This window comes from Micromonospora sp. NPDC005172 (assembly GCF_040608555.1).
GTDB lineage: Bacteria > Actinomycetota > Actinomycetes > Mycobacteriales > Micromonosporaceae > Micromonospora.
The window spans coordinates 58900-83171 of the sequence record NZ_JBEXIL010000014.1 but is presented as its reverse complement, the minus strand read 5'-3'; the positions used below and the strand labels follow the sequence as shown (position 1 = coordinate 83171).

Below are 24272 nucleotides of genomic sequence, written 5' to 3'. Positions count from 1 at the left end.
GCCACGCCGCTCCGCTAGCAGCCGTAGATGCTGACGATGTAGCTGGTCTGCAAACCGATGAAGTGTTGACCGGCCCCGAGATCCGGTAGCTGGCGATACCAGGGGCCACCGCCGTCGGAACGTAGCTGCATGGTGCAGTAGCCGGCCCCCGTGTACCAGCCGGCGGTCGTGGCCCAACCGAACCACGCGTCGGACCACTGGTCGAAGGGCAGGACGGCGTCGTGCGTGCCGTACGTGTATTTCCCGTCGCGGACGTGGATGACGCCGAGACCGCCGCCCCAGGCATTGCCGATGCGGTTGCCGGCGGCGACGGCGGCCGGGGAATGCAGCGCCGCGTATTCGAGCAGCGCCGATTCAGCGGCCTGCCTGCTCATCGCCGTCGAGGTCGCGGACTCGGCGGGTGCTGCGGAGGCGAGGCTCGCGGGCAGCACCAGGGACAGGATCGCCGTCACGACCACCATGAAGAGCCCTCGCCGTTTGACTGATCGCACCACAGTGTCTCCGATCTGAGATTGACCGACTTGGCTGGGCGCAGTCTTGCAACGGGATGTTGGGTATCTGTTGGTTGCGCGTTGCGACGAGGTGGGGCAGATGGGCTGCCCAGCCGGCGTACCACCGTGCCGAGCAGATCGTCGATTCGGAAGTAACCGACCTGACGCGAGTCGAAGCTGGCACTTCGGTTGTCTCCGAGGAGCACGAGCCGTCCGGTGGGCACCCGGTCACCTGCTGGACCGATGTACGGCGGCACGACCTCGCCCGCGACGGCGGCCACCCGCTTGATGACACAGGACGGCCGAGCGGCTGCGGTGCTGCGGGCTGCCGCCGTCCGCAGCACGACCACGTCACCTGCCTGCAGTCTCTGTCCACGCCTGATCAGCACCCGGTCGCCTTCCGAGAAGGTCGGCTCCATGCTCTGGCCGCGGACCGTCACCACCATGAACCGCCTGCTGAGCCGGGACCACGCGACCATCGCGCGGCCCAGCGCCGCCAGCAGCAGCACGCCACCCACGACCCGGATCGGTACGCGGGCGCACAGCAGGGCGACTCCGGCCACCCAGAGCGCCAGCTCCACCACCAGAGCCGCCCGGCGGCCCGTCGCCCGCCCTGGACGGGCAGCATGTCCCTTCGACCTGGGACCTGTCCTCACCAGGCTCATGTGATCGCCACGATCCTCGGACGGGCAGACCGATCGGCCTGCGGCGTGTCGGGCTGGTCCTGTCCCCCGGTGCTCTGGTAGCCGGCGGCCTGCAAGCGGAAGAGCCGGGCGTACGCCCCGTCGGCAGCCATCAGGGAGGCGTGGTCACCCTCCTCCACCAACCGCCCGTTCGCCAGTACGACGATGCGGTCGGCGTCGCGTACCGCACCGAGCCGGTGTGACACGAGCACGTTGGTCCGGCCGGCGCGATGCCGGCGCAGTGAGTCGTGTATCTCGGCTTCGGCCTCGGCGTCCAACCCGGCGCTGGGCTCGTCCAGGATCATCAGGTCACACCGGTCGCGCAGCAGGGCTCGCGCCAGGGCCAGCCGCTGCCACTGCCCGCCCGACAGGACGACACCGACCTCGGGCTCGTCCCGGTCGTCGGTCGGACCGGAGAACGTCCGGGACAGCAGCGTGTCGTAACCTCGGGGCAGACCGTCGAGTACGTGGTGGACTCCGGCCCGACGGGCAGCGGCCTCGATCCGAGCCCGGTCGTGGAGAGCGTCGATGTCTCCGAGGGCGATGTTCTCCGCTGCCGACAGGTCGTACTGCATGTAGTCCTGGAACACGGCGGCCACCCGTTGTCGCAGCGCGGTCACCTCGACGGCGCGGATGTCCACGCCGTCCCAGAGCACCGCGCCGCGGGTGGGGTCGTACAGGCGACACAACAGTTTGGCGATCGTGGACTTCCCCGCGCCGTTGAGCCCGACCACCGCGAGCGTCTCGCCGTACGGAATCCGCAGGTTGACGCCACGGAGGATCCACGGATGCCCGTCCGCGTAACGGAACCACACGTCGCGGAACTCGATCTCGCCGGACAGCCTGGGCACCGGTGGCGCCGCCGGCACGACCGGCAGGTCCGGCCCCGCAGTGGCGACCGTGCGAAAGTGCCCGAACATGAGTACGGCCTGATGGGTACGGGCGAACTCACCGGCCAGCGATGCCAGCGCTGCCTGCACACCCGCGACGGCCGCCACGAAGAGTGTGATGTCACCGATCGACAACGCCCCTCGAACGGCCGCGTCGACGGCCCACAACAGCCCCGCGCCCGAGGCGAGCCCCGCCAGCAGCCCGAGCGCCGACTGGACGAGTGCCTCCCGACGGTCCACCGCGCGTTTCGCCGAGTTGGCCGAGCGCCGTGCGGCGAGCATCAGACCACGCAGGAACGCGCCCGTGCCGAAGAGCCGGATCTCCTTTGCCGCCACCACGTTCGACAGCAGCTGGCTGTAGAACATCTCCCGACGCTCAGTGGGGCCGACCTGCCAGAACATTCCGGCGCGCAGCCGGGAGAGCGCCATCTCGGCACCCAGGGCGGGCAGACCCGCGCCGACCACCAGGAGCGCCATCAGCGGGTCGATCACCAGCAGCGAGACCAGGAAGCCGGACATCAGAATGACGCTCCGGCCGCAGCCCAGCAGGCCGTCGACCACCTGATTGGGCATCGACCCCGCGCTCATCTGTGCCAGCCGTAGCCGATTCAGGAAATTCGGGTCCTCGAAACGCCCCAGGCCGACGAAGCGCTCCACCGCGGCGTACAGCCGGTCCTGGGCGAGCAGGCCGACCTCGCGATCCATCTCGGCGCGTAGGTACTGCGACGAGTGGGGAAGCAGCCCGACCAGCAGCGCGGTCACCGCTACGCCGACGGCTACCACGACCACGGCCGGGTCGACGCCGGCAGCCGACCCGGCCAGGTGGTCGAGCAGGGTCTTCATCAGCCAGGCGACCGCCACCGGTAGCAGTGCGTCCAGCACCGTCAGGGCCAGGTAGCAGGCGAGCGCCCGCGGTGCGGCCCGGACGGCGATGGCCCCTGCGGCGAGGACCAACCTGGCCAGTTCCCTGATGCCGACCGGTGGACGGAAGGCCAGGTCGGAACTGGCCGACCCACCTTCTTCCTCGTCCGCCGGCCGGCTGCCCCGGGAACTCATGCCGCGGCGACCAACTCGGCCCGGCTGAGGTCCACGTTGTCGTTGGTGACCACGAGCCGTCCGTCGGCCAGCGGGTCGACCATCAGCACGGACGGATAGCCCTTGATCTTGAACGCGGTGGGGAGAACCCCCTCGTAGTCCCCGAACACCACCCTGGCCACCGGCCGCAGCGCCGCCACCAGGCTCTCGGCATCCGCCGCGTCCGCTCCGGCCACCACGGCAACGACCTGGTCGCGCCCACCCGGCATCGTCGCGGCGTGGTCGACGAACTTCGGCAGCGCCGCCCGGCACGGCTGACAACCCACCGAGAAGAACCCGACGACCGTGCCCGCCGGCAGTCGGTCCGCGCTGAGCCGCCGCCCCTCCACGTCCTCGACGGAGAACGCCTCGATCGCGTCACCGACCGTCAGGTCGTGCGACGGGTTCTCAACCGCTTTCAACAGCTCGGTGTGCTCGCGGAGCCGCCTGATGACACCGAGCGTGAGAACCAGGTCGAGCACACACACCAGGCCGACCAGAATCACAGCGGCGATAAGAAAGAGCATCGGATTCTCCTCGTCTTCATCGACCTTCCCGGCGGCCCGGGGAGGGCCTCGCGGAGGTCTGAAAGAGATCGACAAAAATGTCGAGTTTGACGATCAGCAGGGCGAGCAGGGCTCCCGCGCAGACCGCCACCACGACGCCGTCGGCGTCCATGGGTCCATCGCTGCGGCTGGCGATGACGCCCGCCGCGCCCAGCACGGTCAGGAAGGCGTTACGGAACACGTGGCGAGCGCCCAACGGGCTGCTGGACGCGCCGAAACACCGGCAGGAGACGGCGTCCACGCGGCGGTTGACGAGCACGACGGCCGCGGTCAGCCCGATCAGCAGCAGCGTGGCCAGGCCCAAGCCGATCGAGGCGACGCCGGCGGCCGGGGAGGCGAGTAACACGCACACCGAGCACTCGGCGGCCAGCACCAGGAGTGCCGTTGGCCGGGCCAAACCCACGGGCAGCAACCGCATGTCACGTATCGAGGCGACGAACAGACCGAAGCCACCCCGGGGCGCCACCTTACCGACGACGGCGGTCAGAAACACCATCACCAGCAGGCAACGAACACCGATCGCAAGGTACTGCACCGCAGGCATCCTCTCCATCGCGATCACGCGGACCCGCCCGGCGGGAGGAGGCTTCCGCCCTCCCACCGGACGGCATCAGAGCGTCGGTCAGTAGTAGCACTGGTAGGGTGCCTTGCACCCGTATCCGCTCCGGCAGCATGCGGTGCAGGCGGCTCCGCCGGCGCACTGGTAGCAGCTCGGGAAGAACTTCGGACCCCACGGGGACGAGCACGTCGCCGCCGAGGCCTCCACCGCGGGCACCAGCCTGGCCAGAAGCCTGCTGCCCAAAGACTCGATCTTCGAGATCATCGAACACTCCTCACACGTCCGGGCGGCCCCCGTCGACCGCTCCACTGGTGCAAAGGTGCCGGGCGGGCCTACAGGAAAGCTGGAGAGAAGCTTGAATTCCTGTCCGGCCGTCGCCCCGAACCGAACGACGACCGGGGCCGCCACTGGCGGCCCCGGCCCCGGTCAGGTCAACTTCCGCAGATGCCGTACGCGTTGAGGCTCCACGAGCCGGCGAGGCCGTCGGCGTCCTCATCCGCCCGCACCCGCGCCGTGTTCCCCCCGGTGATGTTGATCGCGGTCAGCAGTACCTGACCGTTCCCGGCGTTGATGTCCGCACCCGCGCTGTAGAGGCCCTTGCCGGCCGGGCACGCCTTGAGGTGGGTGGAGGACGGGTCGCTCGCGCTCGCCCCCGTCGTCACGACCCGCTCCAGCCCGGCGGGTCCGTTGGCGCAGACCGCGATCGAGGTGGCGCTCCAGCCGGCCGGCGAGGTGCCCTGCACCGCAACCGCCCGGACGGTCACCGACGTCAGGTCGAACGACGGCACCACCTGGTCGAGCACGACGTCGCCCAGACCGCTGTTGATCCGCCCACCCATGCCGATGACCTTCTTGGTCCCGCAGCTCGCCGTGACGAACTCCGTTCCGACCGCCCCCGTCGCGGCCACGACCTGGTAGCCGGCCGGCGCGGTGGCACACTGGGCGAGGGCCTGTAGCCCCCAGTCGCCCGCGAAGTTGACCGGGCCCGCCTCCCGCATGGTCACGAAGAACCCGGTGCCGTTCGCCAGCGGCTCCAACCGGTCCAACCCGACCCGTCCAGCGGCCGACGAGCCGGCAGGGAGGAAGCCGCCACCCCCGGTGACCACCTTGCCGGCCGGGCAGGACGCGAACGCGGACTTGTCCAGACTGCTCTCGGCCGCCGACTGGGTGACCGTCTCCAGCCCCGCCGGTTCCGCCGAGGCCGGTGTCGCCCAGCCCATGCCGGCCACCACGGCAGCCGTCGACACGACGGCCGTCAGCATGCCCCGTCCCTTGGTTACTCGCATGTCGCTCTCCCTGTCCGCCTCGGCCGACGCCGTGCCGGCCTCGCCCGCCGGACTCTCGGGTCCGACGGCTGAGGAGAGCCTGGGCGGGCTCGCTTGTCGTCCGCTATCCGACCGCTTGGCGCCGGCCGTGCCGTCCGCGTCGTCCATAGACTGTGATCGTCCGATCACGACTGATGAGGAAAGCCATGCGGTGGTCCCTCCTCGGCCCCGTCCAGGTGACCGCCGGAGGGCGGGTCCTTCCCATCGACCGCCCTCAGCAACGCGCGGTGCTCGGGCTGCTGCTCCTCAACGCCGACCGGTTGGTGTCCCTCGGGCAGATCGTCGCGGCGCTCTGGGCCGACGACCCTCCGGCCAGCGCCCGGACCCAGGTCCAGGTCTGCGTCTCCCGGATCCGGTCGGCCCTGCGCGAGGCGGGTGCGGCCGATCTGCTGACGACGCAGGGCGGTGGCTACCGGCTCGCCGTACGCGTCACCGATCTGGACCTCGCCGAGTTCACCGCGGCGGTCGAGCGGGCCCGCGCCGAGGAGGCGGCCGGTCGCGGTGCGGAGGCGGCGCGACTGCTACGCGACGGCCTGGCGCTGTGGCGGGGGCCGGCGCTGGCCGGCGCGACCGGCGCCTTCGTCGACGCTGCCGCCGCCGGCCTGGACGAGCAGCGGTTGCTCGCGTACGAACGGCTCGCCGCCGTGGAGCTCGGCCTCGGCCGGTTCGCCGCGACCGCGCGTACCCTGCGCCCCCTGGTGGCCGAGCATCCGCTGCGGGAGCCGCTGGTGGCCGGGTACCTGCTCGCCCTGGCCGGCTGTGGCCAGCAGGCCGCCGCGCTGCGGCTCTACGCCGAGACCCGCCGCCACCTCGTCGACGAGTTGGGCGTGGAGCCCGGTCCCGAGTTGAGCGGGGCCCACCTGCGGGTGCTGCGGGGGGAGACGCCGACCGAGCCGTCACCCGCGAAGCCGGGCGGCCGGCCTCCGGCGCAGCTTCCCAGCGCCCCCGCCTGGTTCACCGGCCGCGCGGCGGCGCTGCGACAACTGGACGCGCTGCTGCCCGCCGAGCCGACCAGCGACACCCGGGACGGCGGCCCATGCCGCGCGGTGGTCATCTCCGCCATCGCCGGCACCGCCGGGGTCGGCAAGACCACCCTCGCGGTGCACTGGGCACATCGGGTCGCGCACCGGTACCCGGACGGGCAGCTCTACGTCAACCTGCGCGGGTTCGACCTCGACGGCCGGGCCGTGTCGCCGGGTGAGGCGCTGCGCGGCTTCCTGGAGGCGCTGCACGTGCCGCCCCCACGGATGCCCAGCGGCCTGCCCGGGCAGGCCGCGCTGTTCCGGACCCTGCTCGCCGACCGGCGCGTCCTGGTGCTGCTCGACAACGCGCGCGACGACGAGCAGGTGCGACCTCTGCTGCCGGGCTCCTCGGGCAGCCTGGTCGTGGTGACCAGCCGCAACCGGCTCACCGGCCTGGTGGTCAACGCCGGGGCCCACCCGGTGACGCTGGACCTGCTTCCGCCGGCCGAGGCCCGGGAGCTGCTGGCCGGTCGGCTCGGTCGCGGGCGCGCCGCGCGCGACACGGCGGCGCTGGACGAGATCGTGCGCCGCTGCGCCGGCCTGCCGCTGGCCCTGGCCGTCGTCGCGGCCCGCGCCGTCGGGCAGCCCGACGTGCCGCTGACGGCGCTCGCCGCCGAACTGCGGGACACCGACTCGGAGCGGCTCACCGCGTTGGCCACCGGCGACCCCATGACCGACGTGCGAGCGGTGTTCTCCTGGTCGTACCGGGCGTTGGCCGCCGACTCGGCCCGGCTGTTCCGGCTGCTCGGGCTGCACCCGGGTCCCGACGTCGGACGGGCGGCGGTGGCCAGCCTCGCAGGCCTGCCGCCCGCCCGGGTCGGCCCACTGCTGGCCGACCTCACGCGGGCGAACCTGCTCACCGAGCGCACCTCGGGCCGGTACGCGATGCACGACCTGCTTCGCGCGTACGCCTGGGAGCTGTGTCAGGACGCCGATCCCGAGGCCGAGCGCACAGCCGCCCGACGCCGCCTGTTCGACCACTATCTGCACGCCTCGCACGCAGCGGACCACCTGCTCGACCCGTACCGGTTGGCGCGGCCGGCCGCGCTGCCGCCGCCCGCGCCCGGGGTGACGGTCGGTGACCGCCCGGAGCACGCGTGGGCGACCGCCTGGTTCGCCGCCGAGCACCACGTGCTGCTGGCCTGTGTGGAGCAGGCGGCGGACACCGGCCTGGACCGGCACGCGTGGACGCTGGCGGCGGCCCTCACCACGTACCTCGATCGCAGCGGGCACTGGCCGGAGCTGGCCGGCGCGCAGCGGACCGCCCTGGCGGCGGCGCTGCGCCGCGGTGACCTGGCGGGTCAGGCCCTGGCGCACCGGGGCCTCGCCATCGCCTGCACCTGGTCCGGCAATCACGAGGCGGCACACCGGCACTACCAACGCGACCTGGAGCTGTACCGCGAGTTGGGCGACGACACCGGACGGGCGCACACGCACCTCGGTGTGAGCTGGGTACTGGCACGGCAGGGCCGGCTGCGCGCCGCTCTCGACGAGACCAGGCTGGCCCTCGACCTCTACCGGGCGACCGACTACCGGGTCGGGCAGGCCAAGGCGCTCAACAATCTGGGCTGGATGCACGCCCGGCTCGGCGAGCCGGGGCCGGCGCTGCACTGCTGCCAGGCCGCCCTGCGGCTGCACGAGCAGACCGGCGACCGGCACGGCGCGGCGCTGACCTGGGACAGTCTCGGGTACGTCCGGCACGGCCTCGGCGACCACGACCAGGCCGCGGACTGCTACCGGCGGGCGCTGGCGCTACACCGGGAACTCGGCGACCGGTACGACGAGGCGGAGGTGCTGGACAACCTGGGCGACAGCCTGCGGGCCGCCGGTGACCTCGACGCCGCGCGTCGGGCCTGGCGCGAGGCACTGACGATCTTCGACGAGCTGCGTCACCCGGACGCCGACCGCCCGCGCGCCAAACTGGCGGCACCGGCGGTCCCCGCGGCGTCCGCGGGCGGCGAATTCTAGACGACGAGGTACGACCTCACGGGCCGACGCCGTGGCTGATCGTGGCCACGATTGCGGCGAGAGATCCGTCGACCGGGCTCGACCGGGCATCCTCCCGCGCCCCAGCCGGCTGCTCTACACACGCAATGGCCCCGGCACCCGCTACGGATGGCCCGGCAAGGTCAGCCACCGCCGGGGGCCGGGCCCGTTGTGGTCGCGGTGGATAGCGGTGAGAGCCTCGATCGACAGCCGTGCCATGACGTCCACCAGCGTGTCGGGGTCGACGGCACCGTCCGGCCCCAGGTCGTCGTCGACCGACAGGTGGACGATCGGCCAGGGCGGGTCCTCGAGATAACGACGCATCTGTCGGTAGCGCGTGGCCATCTCCTCCGCGGGCACGTTCCACACCTCGCAGCCTCGAGCGCGAAGCCGTGGCCCGGGCTCCACGACCAGTACGAGCGGAAGGCTCGCGCTGCCCAACTCCTCGTCGAGCGCACGTAGCACCCGGTGGTCGGCCAGCGACCAGACCTGGCGGCGGGTGTCATCGGCCATCAGGTGCTGGGCGTGCTCGATCATCGCCGCGACACGCCCGTCCTCATCGCGCATCGCGCTCGGTGCGCGCGGACCGTAGCGAAGGTCGGCATAGCCGTAGCCGAGTGCGTGGGCGACGTAGCTGCCGAGGAACTCCGCGTGGGCGTACGGGAGGCCCAGCGCCAGGATCGACGGCGGCGCGTGCGGATCGGCCGCCCGCGGCCCGCGCGGGCGCTCGTGGTCGGGCACCTGAAGGACGAACGGTGGATGGCCGACAAAGTCGTGCGCCTCCTGCTCCCGCCAAGTCAGGCCGTACGGCACGTAGAGGTCGGCCAGCAGGTGATGAACTTCCTCGCGGGCGACCTCCTCGGGCAGGGCGGGCTCATGTATGGGCTTCAACGCGAGGTAGGTGTGCTGAAGCAGACGGTGTTCGCGTCCGCGCAGCGCCGGGCGAAGCGTGACCTCCCACTCCCTGCTTCGGGACAGCAGCGCCGCAGCCACCTGAGCGGCGGGCGGCGAGTCGGCCACGTCGATGGCTTGGTCGACCCAGCGCTTGACCCGGCGAAGACCCTCCCGCAGCTCGTGCGCAGCCTGGGTCTGGTACGCGATCGGCCCCAGCTCGGGTGGCAGGACCCCTGCCAGCTCCAGCAACAGCACATGCGACAGTCCGGTGAGTTCGGAAAGTCGATCGAACGTGCGCAGGTCGGCGTCGGCCTCGCCGTTGAGCCAATTCTGCAGGGTGTTGCGACTGACGTCGATCGCCCGGGCGGCGGCGTTGACCGACAGATTCCGCTTGCGCAGCGCTTCGGCGACGACGTTGCCCCAGGTGACCCGCGCGGCGGAGCGCGCGCTCGGTGCTCGCTTCGAGGACAAGATCACCCCTCGTCCGGGCGTTGTGCATCCACTGACACAACTTGGCAGTCGGCGGACACGACGCTGATGGGTCGATCGGTCATATTCGAATGACCAAGCTTTCACCGGGGAGGAGTCCGCTCGTGCCCAGCCTCAAGAAAGTAATGATCACCGGCATTCCGGTGCTGGTGGCCGCGCTCGTCACCGCCGGAGCCACAGTCTACGTACAGAACCACAAGGATTCGCCAGCGAACAGCGGTGTGGCGATCAACAACGGCAATGGAAACTGCGTCAACATGGGCAACAACGGCACTGCCTACTGCAACCCAGGGCCTATCGAAGAGAAGACTCCATATCGGACCGACCAGACACCGCCGGGTCCCGGGCCGTGGGCCTTCCGGGTCGCCGACACTGTCGTCGCAGGTACCGACCTGGGTCTGACCGTGCGGTCCTGCCCGTACCAGCTCTGCGGCTGCAAAAACGCACTGTGCGAAAAGATCGGGCTCGCCCGCAATGCGAGTCTGATCTATGCACGGTGCCATTTCGATTCTGGCTTCAACGGTAACGACACGACCACCGACTGGCTGGCGATCACGTGGCCGACCAATACTCCCGGCGACGTGACCGCAAGATTCGACTCGCCCGGTGATCCGTATGTCGGATGGGTTCTCGCGAAGTACACCACCCCTGCCGGGCACAATGGTGAGATCCCGGTGTGCCGAACGCCGGCGCGAGGTGGATGACGGGTCAGCGAACCGCTAGCGCCGCCCGGAGAACGATGTGCCGGGCGGCGCCCTGGTCGTCCGCGACGGCGACCATGAGGGCGGTCGGCACGAAGGAGAAGGCCGGGAATCCCGCGTCGAACAGGGACGAGCGCCCGTTCGAGGCCAGCCGGCCGAGGGTGACGTGCGGGCGGAAACTGTCCCCCATCAGCTCGTAATGGTAGGACTCAAGGTTGCGCCATTGGTCGTCGGTCGGGGTGAGATGCGGCGGCATAGTTGCCGGGACCGCCAGGTCCCGAAGCCGGTCGGCGATCTTGAGTTGCTGGCCGAGCAACGCCCCCGTCTTGGCATAGCCGAGCTCCACGTAACCGCCCGCGGTGCACGCCAGGCTCTGCCCGGTGCAGACCGCCGCGCCGGGCGCCTCGCGGGCGGCGTCGGCAATATTGGCCAGCACGGCGTCCAACGCCCACGGCTCAAAATCGGCCATGTAGAGCGTCAGGTGAGGATGTCGACCGTCCTCACCGATGCGGAAGACCGAGTCGGAGGGCACGAGTTCCGCCGCCAGATGAACGAGTCTTGCTGCGACGGGCGCGGGCGGTTCGAGCGCGACGTTGAGACGAGTCATGCCGGCCACTATCGACCGATGCACAGCTCGGTGTCTCGTCCGCCAGCTGACGCTTCTCGTCAATCTCGGACACGGTCGGAAAACCCCAAACCCGCCGCAAGGTTGTCGACTCGGCCCGCGTGCACTCTCCTCTCAGGTGGCAATGGCCTGTTTCCCAGGGGCGGCCGAGTCGAGGGCAGAGTCCGACGGCAGGTTCTTATGAGGAGGCTCCCACCGTCGGGCGTTTACGAGTCGGGTCAGCCGGGCATGGCATCCGTACGATCCCGGACATGCCTGATCCTGCCGCGCGGTTCGGCCAGCTTGGCAACGAATACGAGTCCCGGAAGCGGGCGGCACACGCGCTCGTTGAGGGCTGGGACTGGTACACCTGGCCGGGCCTTGATCTGCGCCCGTTGCACTTCGAGCGGGATCTCCTCAAGCCTGGGCGTCGCCTGGACGACCGTCCGCCGGAGAATCGGGATGTCCTGCGGATCGGGTTTGATGCCCGGGGGCGCCTGACCGTGATCGCGGAGTACAGCGGATTCCTGCACGGGAAGCTGCACGCCGAGACGTTCTTCCGCCACGACGATGACCTCGTGCAGGTGGCGCACTTTGCCACGGAGGATCCGATCTACCTCCACGAGTACCGCTTCGGAGGCGGGCTGATGCGCTCGGCCACCATGGTCGCGCGGCGCGGCTCGGGGCGAGAGTCGTATACGTACACCGACGGGCGGATCAGCCGCGTCGAGGTCGAGCACAACGGCGGCCCGCACGCCGTACTGGCCGCCGAGCACGACGACCTCGGCCTGCTCCGCCTCGTCCAGACCACGAGCAACGAATCGCACGTACTGTACGTCCGGCCACCAGCGGATTTCGATCTTGATGCGGCGTGCCGTGCCGTCGAGGACGAGTTGGTCGCGCTGATCCCGGAGGCTGCGGCACGGCTGGACGTCGACGAGCCCATCGCCTGCCTCGCCCTCAGCTATGCCGAACCCACGCAGTTGTCGATCGGCATCAGCGTGGCTACCGAGGCTGAGCGCGGCGACCTGAGCACGATCGATGCCCAGGCTGCCTGGGCGGCGGAGGAGTTCGAGACGAACACCGACATCGGCCTCGACGACACGGGGCCCTCGCGGCTGGTACGGCAGGAACTCGCCCTGCTCGACGCGGACGATCACGACGTGGCCGCCGGGTCCGAAACCGGCCGGCGACTGTTGTGCGCGGTTGCGGCTCGACTGAACCTGCGCGACTGGTCGGCCACACTGCCGGTCACCGAAGATTTCGTGGTGTACGCGGTCGACCTCGAACTGGTCGACCTGGAACGGAACCTGATCGGTTGCCTCCCACCGGACCGACTCGCCCAGTTCCACGAACGGGGTCTGTGACCTCTCCGCGCACCGACGGCCCTCTTTCGAAGCACGTGCGTCAGTGGGTGCCTGGGCGCAGGGCGGCCGTGACATCCGCAGCGACGGTGAGTGGATCGGTGAGCGGTCGATCCAGTAGTTGAACGAGGTCGGGGCTGGCGTTGTCGAGGAACCCGTGGCGGACACTGGTGGCGATCGAGGCGAGCATCGGCGGCTGGAACGGCAGCAGGTTGGCGTCGCCGAGGAGGCGGGTTCGGTACTCACCCAGTTCGATTGTGCGGTGCGCGACGCCGAGACGGTCGGCGACATCGCCAGCGGTGATCGGGGCACCGACCAGGTCGTAGACCTTGCCGATGTGCGCGGTGGGCTCGCTGGCGACCACGGCTGCGGCGGCCGCCAGGTCAGCCCGCGCTACCGCGCAGAGCGCGCCGGCTCCGAATGCTGATTCCAGGCCGTCGGGTGTCCACGTGAGCAAGGCGCCGAAGAGCTCGGCGTACAGCCCGTTGCGCAGGATGGTCCAGGCGAGCCCGCTGGTTCTGATCATCCGCTCGGTGGCCCGGTGGGCGAGTGCGAACCCGAGGTGGTCCCCCGCGCTGGTCAGGCTGGTGTAGACGACGTGGCTCACGCCGTCGCGGCGTGCAGCGTCGAGGAGAGTCCGGTGACGCGCGATGACCTGGTCGTCCTCGGCATATCCGGCCGAGACGAGGACCAGGGTCGAGACGCCTGTGAGGTCGAGGGTTACGCGGTCGTCGAAGTCAAGGTGGCGCTGTGCGCCGGTGGGAGTGCGGCTCCCCGCCAGGACAGATATCTCCCGCTGGCTGAGCTCCGTGAGTGTGAGCGCAGCGAGCTGTCCGTTGGCACCGGTCACCATGATCACGCGGATCGGCCTCCCACCGTGGTTCTCTTCAGTAACTACAGTGAGAGCCTGGACGCCCGCCCGGCGGCCCACAAGGAGGCAGTCTCGTGTCACCAGCGCACACCGAAGTAACCACGGGCGCCGCCGACCTCGAACCATGCGGACAGCCGGATCACCCGGACTGCGGCATCCGAGACGTTCTTGACCGGGTGGGCGACAAGTGGTCGGTTCTCGTGATCGTCGAACTCGCCAACGGGCCGCGACGCTTCCGCCAGCTCCAGCGCGCCATCGACGGGATCTCCCAGCGCATGCTGACCCTCACGGTGCGCCGCCTGGAACGAGACGGCCTCGTCCTTCGGACCGCGTACCCGACCGTGCCCGCCCAGGTCGACTACCGCCTCACCGAGACCGGCACAAGCCTCACCCATCTCGTCAAGGCACTCGCGGACTGGTCACTGGCACACCGCGCAGTCATCTCCGAAGCCCGTCAGGCCTACGACAGCGACCACCCCGACAACGAGATCCGCTGACGCAGGTGCACACGACCTCGAATTTCTCGACGAGCGAGATCAGGTGCTGTCACGGTGCCGGCGGGCTTCGATGTCGCGCAACACCTCCGGGTCCCATTGGCTGGCATTCCAGTCGGCGCTGGTCGGAGTGGGCGACAGCGGCCACGCCGGGTCCTGCCGGGCGACCGGCGAGTGGTGCCCCGCGATGACCCGGTCGACCTGGGCGATCAGCCGCAGAACCCGCGTCCGGCTGTGCAGCACGCCGCCGATCAGCGCGGCCGCTCCGAGGGTGCGCAGGGCCGCCTGACCGAACAGGACGGCCGGGACGGTCCGGTCGGTGGCCAAACAGGACATCGCGGTGCTCAAGACCAGGCAGGAGGAGAAGACGCGCAGGCCCCAGTGGCGGCTGTAGGAGCGGCCCGGGGAGCCGTTCGCTTCGGCGATCCGACGAGTGGCGCGGCCCCAGATCAGCCCGCTGACGGCCAGGCCGATGATGGCGACGACAAGGATCAGGCTGGCCAGGACGAACCCGATCGCGGCGTCGGTGCTGGCCGAGGACAACCGCAGCGGCCGGGCAGGGTCGCTCGATGCGCTGCCGAAGATGGCTGCGGCGATCGCGGCTAGCGCGTAGAGGATGGCGAACCCGGCCACGAACCAGGTCGCGACGTCCCAACCTGCCGCCCTGGGCGCGGGCGGAGGTGCCGATGACCGACACGTATGACCTTGGCCGGGGCTTTCAAGTTCGGTCCCGCATGTCGTGCAGCGCACAGTGTTCTGCTCAGCAGCGCAACCAAGCCTCTGCCAGCCAGGATGAGCTCGATATTTCACGTCATCACGCGCAGGATGACCGGCCCGTCGGGTGCGGCGGCTTGAGGATCATGCCGGGTCGGGACCGGTCCGGCGACCCCGATACCCACCGGACGAGGCCGGCCGAGCCTCCTGTTGCTTTACTATGGCACTAGGAAAGCAGTTAAGGAGCGACCGTGTTCGTCTTCCGGCTCGACACCCACTCCGGTGTGCCGCCGTACCTGCAACTCGTCCAGCAGGTCCGCCAGGCGGTGCTGCTGGGCTTCCTCCAACCCGGTGACCGACTCCCGCTCATCCGCGAGGTGGTCGAGGACCTGGCGATCAATCCGAACACGGTCGCCAAGGCCTACCGGCAGATGGAGCAGGAGGACCTGGTCACCGGCCGGCCCGGCCAGGGCACGTTCGTCAACGAGCAGCAGTCGGCGGTGATGTCGGCATCGACGTACACCTCGCTGCACCGCAGCCTGGCGACCTGGCTGCGCCGCGCCTACGCGGCCGGCCTCGACGAGCAGGCGGTCAACGCGCTCTTTACTTCCGTCCACCGGCAGACGAGGAATGAGGACGTGGCGTGACAGCGGTCGATTTGGCGCTGCGCACCGATGGTGTGGGCAAGCGGTACCGGAAGGGCTGGGCGCTGCGCGACTGCACACTGGCCCTGCCGGCGGGCGGCGTGATCGCGCTGGTCGGGCCGAACGGCGCGGGCAAGACCACGCTGCTGCGCATGGCCGTCGGATTGCTGGCGCCGAGCACCGGCACGGTGGAGGTCCTCGGCCACGACGTCACCGCCAGCACCCCGCAGACTCTGTCCCGGGTCGGGTTCCTGGCCCAGGACCACCCGCTGTACAGGCGCTTCACCGTCGCCGAGATGCTCCGCTTCGGCCGGGCCTGCAACCTGCGGTTCGACCAGGGGCTGGCCGAGCGCCGACTGGCGAAGCTGGGCATCCCGCTCGACCGCAGGGCCGGTACGCTCTCCGGCGGGCAGCAGGCCCAGGTGGCTCTGGCTCTGGCGCTGGCGAAACGGCCGGACCTGCTCGTCCTCGACGAGCCGGTGGCCAGCCTCGACCCGCTGGCCCGGCACGAGTTCCTACAGATCCTCATGGGCGCGGTGGCCGACGGCGGAGTGACCGTCCTGTTCTCCTCCCACGTCCTGCACGAGCTGGAGCGCGTCTGCGACCACCTGGTCGTGCTCAACCAGGGCCGGGTCACGCTCACCGGCGACATCGACACCCTCCTCGCCGAGCACCGACTGCTCGTCGGCCCGCGCACGGCCACCGACCTCGACCGGGCCGGCACCGTCGTGGAGGCCGTCCACAGCGACCGGCACACAACCTTGCTGGTACGCGACGGCGCGCTCCCGGCCGCGCCCGGGTGGCAGACCCAGCCGGTCGCGCTGGAGGACCTGGTGCTGGCGTACCTGCGCCGGCCGCCCGAGCCGAGCGCCGCGGTCACGTCGGGGGTGGCGGCATGACGTGGTTGATCTGGCGCCAGCACCGGACCGAGGTCTTCGTCCTGGGTCTGCTCGTCGGCCTGTTCGGCATCGCCCTGCTCGTGCTCGGGACGCAGGCCCACGACCTGTTCCCGGGCGGTCCCGCCCGGTGTGCGGGAGAGGCCGGTGTCAACGAGGGCTGCACGGCCTCCTTCCGCCGGCTCGACGAGGAGTACGGGTACGTCGAGAACCTCCTGGCGGCCTTCTATCTGATCCCCGTCGTCATCGGTGCGTTCCTCGGTGCGCCACTGCTCGCCCGCGAACTGGAGGACGGCACCTGGCAGCTCGCCTGGACACAGGCCGTGCCGCGCATGCGTTGGCTGGCGGCCAAGCTCGCGGCACTGGCCGGCGTCACCGTCGCGCTCACCGGGGTCTTCACCGCCGTGCTCACCTGGTTCCGTCAGCCATTCGACGCCTGGGAAGGGCGGTTCCAGTACGACGCCTTCGACCTGGAAGGACTTGTCCCGCTGGCGTACGCGCTGTTCGCGTTCGCCGTCGCCACCGCCGCCGGGGCGATCCTGCGGCGCAGTCTGCCCGCGTTCGGCGTCGCGTTCGGGGCGTTCCTCGCCGCCCGGATGGCGGTGGCGCTGTTGGCCCGTCCCGCGTACGCCACCCCGCTCACCACCATGGCACCGGTCCCCGTCGGCGGCGCGGAGGACCAGGCGGGGCACCGACCCGTGCCCAGCTTCGCCGGCTGGATGATCGAACGCGGCTACGCAGACGCCACCGGGCGGAGGCTGAGCTCGACCGAGTACCTCGAACTGGAGGACGCCGCCAACCGGGCCGGCACCAACCTCAACCAGTTCCTGCACGCGCGCGGCATCCAGCAGTTCGGCGTCTACCATCCGGCCGAGCGGTTCTGGACGTTCCAGCTGGTCGAGGCGGCCCTGTTCGCCGCCGTCGCGATGGTCCTGATCGGTGTGGTGGTGTGGCGGGTACGCCGCCGTGTGCTCTAGCGCCCTGCCCGCAAACGTCTCATCCTCGCGCGAGGATGCCCGATGCATGGATATCAGCAGTTGGTCCAGCGCGCCGGGCGCAGTCGGGAGCCGTTGACGGAGCCTACGACGAGGCCGTTGTCGGCGATTCCCCAGCCGAAGGGGTCTTGGACACCGGGGATGACGCCGCCCAGTGGGACGATCCGGTCGCCGTGGGCGACGGCCCGGTCACCGAGCACCGCGCCCTGACTGTTGACGTCCAGAGTTGACACCAACGCCGGGGGCACGGCGGTCGCCACGCCAGTCCGTAGGTCCCAGCGCACCGGGGCCCTGTCCTCTTCCCCGGGGCCGGTACCGATGCTACCGACCGCCCAGGTCCCCCGAGCCGCGACGATCCCCGCCCACCGGGCGCCGGGGACGGTGAGTCGATCAGTCGTTCCGTCGGGATGGCGTACCCAGCCGAAGCCGCCAGCGCCGCCGATGATGGTGCCGTCGTCGAGGATCTCCGTCGCGCCGGCGTCGTACGGGGCGTCGATCACCTCGACGGTGCCCGGTCGGTCGACCGGCCAGAGCAGCGGCAGAGATGTCTCGGTCTCCTCAACGGAGGCACGTCCGACGATGTCGCCGCGCGAGTTGATCCCAGAGGTGAAGACGTTGGAGGCCCCCGGCAGGACGGGCAGCCACTCCAGCCGCCCGTCGCGGTAGCGCCAGGGGCGGTAGATGTGGTCGACGACGGCGTTGCCAACGGCGACGCCGTTGCGATTGATGCCCTCGACCTCCTCCACCACTGCTGTCTCGACGATGGTGAGGCGCGGCTGGTTCCACGCCCCGGGGCGCGCTCCGGCCCAGAGCAGCAGCCGCGGCCGCCACCCGTCGTCATCGACCCCGTAACCGATACCGGCGATGAACTTGCCGGTCGGGTCGACGGCCGTAGCTCGACCATGCATGTCCGTCGGATAGGGCAGGGTTTGTAGCGCACAGGTCGAGACGCTCTGGTGCGTCGACTCGGCCGTGGCGACGCCGGGCAGGCCCAGCGTCGCGATGAGGGTGCCTGCGGTCAGACTGGCCAATAAACGGTTGCCAACAAATCGCATCATCTCTACTCCCATTGATGGTTGGCGGTGATGTGATTACCAAAGCACGTCGACGTCAGCACCGGAAGTGCGCCGAATCGGGTGCAGCCGCGGGTCCATGTCGGCCGGTGCTGGTGTTGACCCGCAATCTCGGTGGCGCAGGCGAGTCCCGATCCGTGACGATCAAGCCGTGTCCGTACCCGCCCGTCAGATTCGCGCCCGCCACTCGACCGACACCATCACCGTCTACCAGGCATACCCTCCGCAGGTTGCGCTGCCAGCGGTGGAGGCCGGCCGTTTCGTGGCCCCCTTCAAGCGGGACCGAATGACGTGGATCAAGCCCTCATTCCTGTGGATGATGTACCGCTGCGGCTGGGCCACCAAGCCCGGGCAGGAGCACGTGCTGTCCATCGACATCACGCGGGAGGGATTCGAGTGGGCGCTGGCACGAGCCAGCCTGAGCCACTACGACCGCGACCTGCACGGCGACAGGGCTTCCTGGACCCGGCAACTGAAGACCAGCCCCGTACGAGTGCAGTGGGATCCAGAACGATCACTGCACCTGAAGGCGCTGCCGTACCGGTCGCTGCAGGTCGGATTGTCGGGCGAGGCGGTCGATCGATACGTTGACGACTGGATTGTGGCCGTCACGGACATCACCCCCACCGTTCATCGGATCCGGGACCTTCTGCGCAGCGGACACGAGCACGCGGCGGCAGCTCACCTGCCTGTCGAACATCCCTATCAACTGCGGGCCCAGATCACCGCCAGACTTGACGCCAGCCCGGACATCACCGCCGACGACGCGGCCAAGCAACAGCAGGCTCCCCGATCGACGTACATTGTCGCCGGATCTTCCGGCTCGTACCCCCCGGACGCCCTTCATGCCCTGAGCCGGCCCGACGCCCGCCACCGGTGACGCCCGTATGAGTCTGGTATCGGCGTTCGTGCCGATCTGGGCCCTCACCGCAGTCGGTTACGCGGCCTGTCGTTGCGGCCTGCTGGGCGAGGCGGTGGCGTCGGTGCTCGGCCGGTTCGTATTCCATCTCGCGATGCCGTCCGCCCTGTTCCTGACCCTGTCCCGAATGCCGCTGTCCGGGTTCGCCGGCCGCTCGCTGCTCGCCTTCGGGGTGAGCACAGCCGCAGTCGTCGGTTTCGGCTGGGTCGCCGCGAGCTGGCTGTTCGGTCGCACTCCCGGAGAACGGCCGATCTGGGGCATGGCCGCCGGGTACGTGAACTCCGCGAACCTCGGCATCCCGATCGCAACGCAGGTCCTCGGCAACGTGTCCTTCCTGGCGGAGGTGGTGCTGCTACAGGTGCTGGTGGTGAGTCCCGTGATTCTGATCGCCCTGGACCGGCACAGTGACCCGACCGGGCGGGTACGGGTCCGCCGTATCGCCTCCCTGCCGGTACGCAACCCAGTGATCCTGGCGTCGCTGCTCGGTGTCGCGTTCTCGGCTGCCGAGTTGCACCTGCCGTCGGCGGCCGACGCGTCGCTCACCCTGCTGGCGGGCGCCGCCGTCCCGACTGCTCTCGTCGCGCTCGGCGCGTCACTGCACCGCACGGTGCCGTCAACGGCAGAGCCGACCGCGCCGGTCGAGCTGGCCGTGATCACCGCGCTGAAGCTCGTCGCACAGCCGGTCATCGCGTACGCGGCCGGCCTGGCCTTGCACCTGTCCGCGCCGCAGTTGCTCGCCGTGGTGGTGTGCGCGGGCCTGCCGACAGCGGAGAACACGTTCATCTTCGGCCAGGAGTACGGCGTCGGCGAGGCGGTGGCCAATCGGGCGGTGGTGGTCACCACGACACTGTCGCTGGCCACTCTGGCCGCGGCGGCCGCGCTACTCGAGTGAGTACTGCATCGCGACTGGGCGTAGCGCGGTCGACCGCAGATCCGCGTACCGGAACCCTGAGCTTGCGATGCCGTCGGCCACGACCTGCGGGAAGGAGCGACACCGCTCCGGCGGGGAGTACATGTGCTCAGGAATAGCTGGGTGTGCACCCTGGTGAATGTGTGGAAGGCGTCGTCCGCCAAGCTGCGTCAGAACCAGGTGCCCGGTCGCGTCAGTCGCCACAGACGCCCGCGCCAGCGCGCACGCCGCGGATGCAGGAAGGCCTCGATGTCCTCCAGCGCGGTGCCGGCAGTCCCCCTGACGTGAGGCCTGGCGCGTACGTGGCGGAGTGCGGGGACGACACGATCCTCATCGAGTTGACCGTAGACCCTCGCGAGGTGCCCGAGGCACGTGGCTGCAAGCGCCTGCACCTGACGGTCAGGGTGATCGAGCAGGGTCAGGTAGAGCTCCTGCAATTCCCTCCAGTCGCCGTCGCCGTACAGGGCGCATCCGACCATGGCATCCGTAGCCCCGGCGATGTCGTTGCGGTCGAGAGCCCGCCGCACATCGGCCGGCGTTGCCGGCGGAGGGTTGTGAAAGGTGCGGTGTACGTGGCTCATGGCTACATCTTTGATCATCGCGGCGGTGGCGGATATCCGCTCATCGACATAGCTGGGCCTGCCGCTGCGACAACGTTTGATTCGCTTTCCCGGGCAGGCAGTCTGCGCCGGGAAGCAGCGAGCCCTCGCCTGGCCCACCTATGGGCTGCCTTCGGGCCGGCCTGAGCCCATCGAATCCGCTGCACCATTCGGGATGGTCTTTTAGGCTGCATGGGCGGGCCGCCCGGTTCGACGCAGCATCGTGTGGCGCTGTTCGGACTGGTCGGGGCGTTCCCCTTGCGGCCTGGCTCTACCACCACGTCAGCCGGAGCGGGAACTGCCGCGACGTCCCGTGATGCCCTGATTTTCGCCGTCGGCGTCCGAGCCCGGCTATCGGTGAGGAGCAGCGGTGACCCAGACCGAACGGCATCGCCCGGAGATCGTCGTGGGACTGGTGGCAACTCCGCCCGACCAGCCGGCTCGGGTGGCCGCGAGGCTCGCTACGGAACTGGCCAGCGGACTCACCGAGCAGGTGAGCGCGGACGTGCGGTGGATCGTCCGGGAAGGCTGGGGAGAGGTGGCGCCGCGCCGCGACGGCGGCGCGGACGCGCTGCTCGACGATCTTGCCCGGCGGCGCACGGACGACCAGTGGGACGTCGCCATCTGCTTGACCGACCTGCCACTGCACGCCGAGCGGGTGCCCTTGGTCGCCCAGACCTCCGGTCGGCGCCAGGTCGGGATGATTTCCCTGCCCGCGCTGGGACTCCACCAGCTGCGCTCGGTCCGCGCAGCCGTCCCGGATCTGGTGGGCCGGCTGCTGGCAGAGGCCCCCGGCCGGGTGCCACTGGCCGACCGGGCACCAGCCGGGACGACACGGCATATTCCCGCAGTCCATCGCGTGAGCGGCGAAGCCGACGACGGTGAGCGGCGTTACCTGGCATCAGGGCTGATCGGCCGGGCGCGCCTGTTGACCGGCATGGTCCGCGCCAATCGCCCGGGACGCGCCCTGCTGGGCCTGTCCAAACTCCTGGTCGGCGCGTTCGGCACGGCTGCGTTCGCGCTCACCACGGACACCATCTGGCAGATGGGCGATGCCCTCGGCGGACTCCGGCTCACCGTGATCATGCTGCTCGGGCTGAGTGCGTTGGTGGCCTGGTTGATCGTTGCGCACGACCTGTGGGAGAAGCCGAGCCGCGAAACCCCGGCTGAGCTTGCACGGCTGTTCAACCTGGGTACGATCCTCACTCTCACTCTGGCGACGGCGGTGTCCTACGTGGTGCTGTTCGTGGGAACGGTGCTCGTCGGAGCGCTACTGATCGACACATCAGTGCTCGAACAGGTACTGCAGCGCCCGGCGAATGCCAGCGATTATCTGACGCTCGCCTGGATCACCAGCTCACTGGCCACCGTCGGCGGCGCGATCGGCTCAGGGCTGGAAAACGAGGAGACGGTCCGGTCGGCCGCCTACGGCTACCACCCTCAACCCGGCAGCTGGCGGGACGAGAAAGGCCACGGACAGTCTCGTAACGGGAGGTGAGTGGGCGCACGCACTCGTGCGTCGCGATCGGACCGGCAGGCACTCGGCAGGACGTCGCCGCAGCGGTTTGGGCCGCCGCAGGCAGCCCTACAACATCTCCAGCGGTTGCGGGCCGGTAGGAGGCGGGAATGCTTTGTCGAGTGACGTGAGGTCATCGTCGGTCAGATTCAGGTCGCGTGCTTCCGCGTTCTCCCGGGTGTGTTCCGAGTTGGACGATCGGGGAATGGCCGCGACCGCTTCCTGCCTCAGCACCCAGGCCAGCGCGACCTGGGCGGGCGTCGCCTCATGCCGCGCGGCGACCTCCGCGACCTGTTCGTGGCCAAGCAGTCTGCCCTGCTCGATCGGGGAGTACGCCATCACTGGGATCCGGTGTTCACGTAGCCAGGGCAGCAGGTCGTACTCGGGGCCGCGGCGGGTGAGGTTGTACAGGATCTGGTTGGTGGCGCAGCCGTTTCCGCCCGCGTCGAGTAGCTCGGTCATGTCGGAAAGGTCGAAGTTGCTCACGCCCCACTGCCCGATGTCGCCGGCGTCGACGAGTTCGGCGAATGCTTCGATCGTCTCCGCCAGTGGATGTGTGCCGCGCCAGTGCAGCAGATAGAGGTCGATGTGGTCGACGCCGAGTCGTTGCAGGCTGCGGCGGCAGGCCTGCACGGCTCCCTGCCGGCTGGCGTTGGACGGCAGCACCTTGTCGACCAGGAACACATCGCCGCGTCGTCCGACAATAGCCTCGCCGACAAGTTCCTCGGACGCGCCATCGCCGTACATCTCCGCGGTGTCGATCAAGGTCATACCCAGGTCCAGGCCAGTGTGCAGGGCGGCTATCTCGTCCCGTCGCCGCGCGGGGCGCTCCCCCAGGTACCACGTGCCCTGGCCGAGCACGGGCATGGTCTGACCGGAGGGCAGTTCGATGGGAGCGGTAGGGAGGGTCATGTCGGCCTTTCTGGGCCTCGGCACCGGTGGTTGTGTGCGTTACCCGCTCCGACAGCAAGCACTCTCGTAGGGTGCGCAGACCTGCCTGATCGGCGAGCGGATCGACCCGTCCGCCCTTGAGCGGCGCTCGGTGAGCTGTTTCCCGGTTCTGCCACCGGGAAGACGACCGCGAACGAACGATGCGCCGCCGACGGGGCGGCGCCGCGAAGGAGAGGCCGCCCAAGATGGCGCAGAGCCAGCAGCCACTGACCGGCAAACGAATCGCCTGCCTCGCCGCCGACGGGGTGGAGGACGTGGAGTACACCCAGTCCCGAGCCGCAGCGGAGCAGGCGGGCGCCGAGGTCCACCTGATCTCCTTGAACTCCGGCGAGATCCAGTCGATGAACCAGGACATCGACCCGGCCAACCGCTTTCGGGTGGACCGGACCGTGAACGATGCCAATGCGGCCGACTACGACGCCCTGCTGCTGCCGGGCGGGACTGTCAACCCCGACCGGCTCCGGATGAACCCGCAGGCGATGGACTTCGTCCGGGCGTTCTTCCAGCAACAGAAGCCGGTGGCGGCGATCTGCCACGGCCCTTGGTCGTTGGTCGAGACCGGCATGGTCAAGGGCCGAACCCTCACCTCATTCCCGAGCCTGCGTACCGACATCCGTAACGCGGGCGGCAACTGGGTTGACCAACAGGTACAGGTCGACAACGGCCTGGTCACCAGCCGCAACCCCAGCGACCTTCCGGCCTTCTGCGCCAAGATGGTCGAGGTGTTCGCCCAGGGCGAGAACGTTCGTCAGATGGCGTCGGCCTGACACGGTGGGGTTCAGGTTCCGGTGGATCAGCCCGGGCCTGAGCGGCTGCCGCTGGCGGTCGCGGCCCGGACCCCGTGCTGAGCAGCGGGACAGGGATCACCTCCATGACGCGACCGATGCACGGATTGAGGTGGTTTTCGAGGGGTATGCGGGCTCTACAGGTCGCGTCCCCGGACTTCCGTGGGCCGCAATGGCTCGGCCGGGAAGCGACCGGATACGGAGGGCCACCCGTGACTCAACTAGCAACCCGAGAGGCAGCGCAGGCCAGGCAGGAC

24 protein-coding genes are annotated in these 24272 nt (G+C 69.9%); 11 read left to right on the top strand and 13 right to left on the bottom strand.

The window, feature by feature from the left end:
• Positions 1–14: 14 nt before the first annotated feature.
• The 6 genes from ABZV06_RS12580 to ABZV06_RS12555 form a co-directional block, all read right to left on the bottom strand.
• Positions 15–461, bottom strand: a complete 447-nt coding sequence (locus ABZV06_RS12580; RefSeq protein ID WP_355620958.1) for a hypothetical protein — start codon at positions 459–461, stop codon at positions 15–17.
• Positions 449–1072 carry a S26 family signal peptidase gene (locus ABZV06_RS12575; protein WP_355620955.1) on the bottom strand — a complete coding sequence of 208 codons (624 nt, stop codon included), beginning with the start codon at positions 1070–1072 and terminating at the stop codon, positions 449–451. The genes ABZV06_RS12580 and ABZV06_RS12575 overlap by 13 nt, the downstream gene beginning before the upstream one ends.
• Before the next feature lie 80 nt (positions 1073–1152).
• Complete coding sequence (locus ABZV06_RS12570; protein WP_355620953.1) at positions 1153–3120, bottom strand: ABC transporter ATP-binding protein; 1968 nt, start codon at positions 3118–3120, stop codon at positions 1153–1155.
• Positions 3117–3665, bottom strand: coding sequence for a hypothetical protein (locus ABZV06_RS12565; protein WP_355620950.1), 549 nt, complete (start codon positions 3663–3665; stop codon positions 3117–3119). The genes ABZV06_RS12570 and ABZV06_RS12565 overlap by 4 nt, the downstream gene beginning before the upstream one ends.
• 16 nt (positions 3666–3681) lie before the next feature.
• On the bottom strand, positions 3682–4257 hold the full coding sequence (locus tag ABZV06_RS12560; RefSeq protein ID WP_355244069.1) for a MauE/DoxX family redox-associated membrane protein: 576 nt from the start codon (positions 4255–4257) through the stop codon (positions 3682–3684).
• A 437-nt stretch (positions 4258–4694) separates the two neighbouring features.
• Positions 4695–5549 (bottom strand): hypothetical protein, encoded by an 855-nt coding sequence (locus ABZV06_RS12555; RefSeq protein WP_355244000.1) that lies wholly within the window; start codon positions 5547–5549, stop codon positions 4695–4697.
• A 185-nt stretch (positions 5550–5734) separates the two neighbouring features.
• On the opposite strand from ABZV06_RS12555, the gene ABZV06_RS12550 reads away from it, so the two are divergent.
• Entirely contained in the window at positions 5735–8578 is a 2844-nt protein-coding gene (locus tag ABZV06_RS12550) for a BTAD domain-containing putative transcriptional regulator (protein WP_355620947.1), read from the top strand.
• 141 nt (positions 8579–8719) lie between these two features.
• Here the strand turns inward: ABZV06_RS12550 and ABZV06_RS12545 are convergent, their stop codons facing one another.
• On the bottom strand, positions 8720–9961 hold the full coding sequence (locus tag ABZV06_RS12545) for a helix-turn-helix transcriptional regulator (RefSeq protein WP_355620944.1): 1242 nt from the start codon (positions 9959–9961) through the stop codon (positions 8720–8722).
• Between the two features lie 122 nt (positions 9962–10083).
• Between ABZV06_RS12545 and ABZV06_RS12540 the strand changes: the two genes are divergently transcribed.
• Positions 10084–10683 (top strand): hypothetical protein, encoded by a 600-nt coding sequence (locus tag ABZV06_RS12540; RefSeq protein ID WP_355244009.1) that lies wholly within the window; start codon positions 10084–10086, stop codon positions 10681–10683.
• A gap of 4 nt (positions 10684–10687) precedes the next feature.
• On the opposite strand, the gene ABZV06_RS12535 is transcribed toward ABZV06_RS12540, so the two are convergent.
• Positions 10688–11287, bottom strand: coding sequence for a hypothetical protein (locus ABZV06_RS12535; RefSeq protein WP_355244012.1), 600 nt, complete (start codon positions 11285–11287; stop codon positions 10688–10690).
• 119 nt (positions 11288–11406) lie between these two features.
• Between ABZV06_RS12535 and ABZV06_RS12530 the strand changes: the two genes are divergently transcribed.
• Entirely contained in the window at positions 11407–12651 is a 1245-nt protein-coding gene (locus tag ABZV06_RS12530; protein ID WP_355620941.1) for a hypothetical protein, read from the top strand.
• Between the two features lie 40 nt (positions 12652–12691).
• On the opposite strand, the gene ABZV06_RS12525 is transcribed toward ABZV06_RS12530, so the two are convergent.
• Complete coding sequence (locus tag ABZV06_RS12525) at positions 12692–13501, bottom strand: NAD(P)H-binding protein (protein WP_355244072.1); 810 nt, start codon at positions 13499–13501, stop codon at positions 12692–12694.
• Positions 13502–13593: 92 nt separating this feature from the next.
• On the opposite strand from ABZV06_RS12525, the gene ABZV06_RS12520 reads away from it, so the two are divergent.
• A complete protein-coding gene (locus ABZV06_RS12520; protein ID WP_355244018.1) occupies positions 13594–14016 on the top strand; it encodes a helix-turn-helix domain-containing protein in 423 nt (140 codons plus the stop codon).
• A 39-nt stretch (positions 14017–14055) separates the two neighbouring features.
• On the opposite strand, the gene ABZV06_RS12515 is transcribed toward ABZV06_RS12520, so the two are convergent.
• Positions 14056–14646, bottom strand: a complete 591-nt coding sequence (locus ABZV06_RS12515) for a hypothetical protein (RefSeq protein WP_355244021.1) — start codon at positions 14644–14646, stop codon at positions 14056–14058.
• A gap of 332 nt (positions 14647–14978) precedes the next feature.
• Between ABZV06_RS12515 and ABZV06_RS12510 the strand changes: the two genes are divergently transcribed.
• The 3 genes from ABZV06_RS12510 to ABZV06_RS12500 are packed head-to-tail and all read left to right on the top strand — an operon-like array spanning position 14979 to position 17244.
• The gene (locus ABZV06_RS12510) at positions 14979–15374 is read left to right on the top strand and encodes a GntR family transcriptional regulator (protein ID WP_355244024.1); all 396 of its coding nucleotides are present in this window, start codon (positions 14979–14981) and stop codon (positions 15372–15374) included.
• Positions 15371–16270 carry an ABC transporter ATP-binding protein gene (locus tag ABZV06_RS12505; protein WP_355244027.1) on the top strand — a complete coding sequence of 300 codons (900 nt, stop codon included), beginning with the start codon at positions 15371–15373 and terminating at the stop codon, positions 16268–16270. The genes ABZV06_RS12510 and ABZV06_RS12505 overlap by 4 nt, the downstream gene beginning before the upstream one ends.
• Positions 16267–17244, top strand: coding sequence for an ABC transporter permease subunit (locus ABZV06_RS12500; RefSeq protein WP_355244029.1), 978 nt, complete (start codon positions 16267–16269; stop codon positions 17242–17244). The genes ABZV06_RS12505 and ABZV06_RS12500 overlap by 4 nt, the downstream gene beginning before the upstream one ends.
• A 53-nt stretch (positions 17245–17297) precedes the next feature.
• Here the strand turns inward: ABZV06_RS12500 and ABZV06_RS12495 are convergent, their stop codons facing one another.
• A complete protein-coding gene (locus ABZV06_RS12495) occupies positions 17298–18320 on the bottom strand; it encodes a hypothetical protein (RefSeq protein WP_355244032.1) in 1023 nt (340 codons plus the stop codon).
• Between the two features lie 166 nt (positions 18321–18486).
• On the opposite strand from ABZV06_RS12495, the gene ABZV06_RS12490 reads away from it, so the two are divergent.
• A complete protein-coding gene (locus ABZV06_RS12490) occupies positions 18487–19215 on the top strand; it encodes a DUF4291 domain-containing protein (protein WP_355244035.1) in 729 nt (242 codons plus the stop codon).
• A 7-nt stretch (positions 19216–19222) separates the two neighbouring features.
• Positions 19223–20146: an AEC family transporter gene (locus tag ABZV06_RS12485; RefSeq protein WP_355244038.1), complete on the top strand. Its 924-nt coding sequence runs from the start codon at positions 19223–19225 to the stop codon at positions 20144–20146.
• A gap of 188 nt (positions 20147–20334) precedes the next feature.
• Here the strand turns inward: ABZV06_RS12485 and ABZV06_RS12480 are convergent, their stop codons facing one another.
• Entirely contained in the window at positions 20335–20745 is a 411-nt protein-coding gene (locus tag ABZV06_RS12480) for a hypothetical protein (protein ID WP_355244041.1), read from the bottom strand.
• Positions 20746–21133: 388 nt separating this feature from the next.
• On the opposite strand from ABZV06_RS12480, the gene ABZV06_RS12475 reads away from it, so the two are divergent.
• Entirely contained in the window at positions 21134–22261 is a 1128-nt protein-coding gene (locus tag ABZV06_RS12475) for a hypothetical protein (protein ID WP_355244044.1), read from the top strand.
• Between the two features lie 87 nt (positions 22262–22348).
• Here the strand turns inward: ABZV06_RS12475 and ABZV06_RS12470 are convergent, their stop codons facing one another.
• Positions 22349–23191, bottom strand: a complete 843-nt coding sequence (locus ABZV06_RS12470) for an aldo/keto reductase (RefSeq protein WP_355620938.1) — start codon at positions 23189–23191, stop codon at positions 22349–22351.
• Positions 23192–23415: 224 nt separating this feature from the next.
• Here ABZV06_RS12470 and ABZV06_RS12465 point away from each other — a divergent pair, with 224 nt between their 5' ends.
• Positions 23416–23997 carry a type 1 glutamine amidotransferase domain-containing protein gene (locus ABZV06_RS12465; RefSeq protein WP_355244049.1) on the top strand — a complete coding sequence of 194 codons (582 nt, stop codon included), beginning with the start codon at positions 23416–23418 and terminating at the stop codon, positions 23995–23997.
• The last annotated feature ends 275 nt before the right edge of the window (positions 23998–24272 follow it).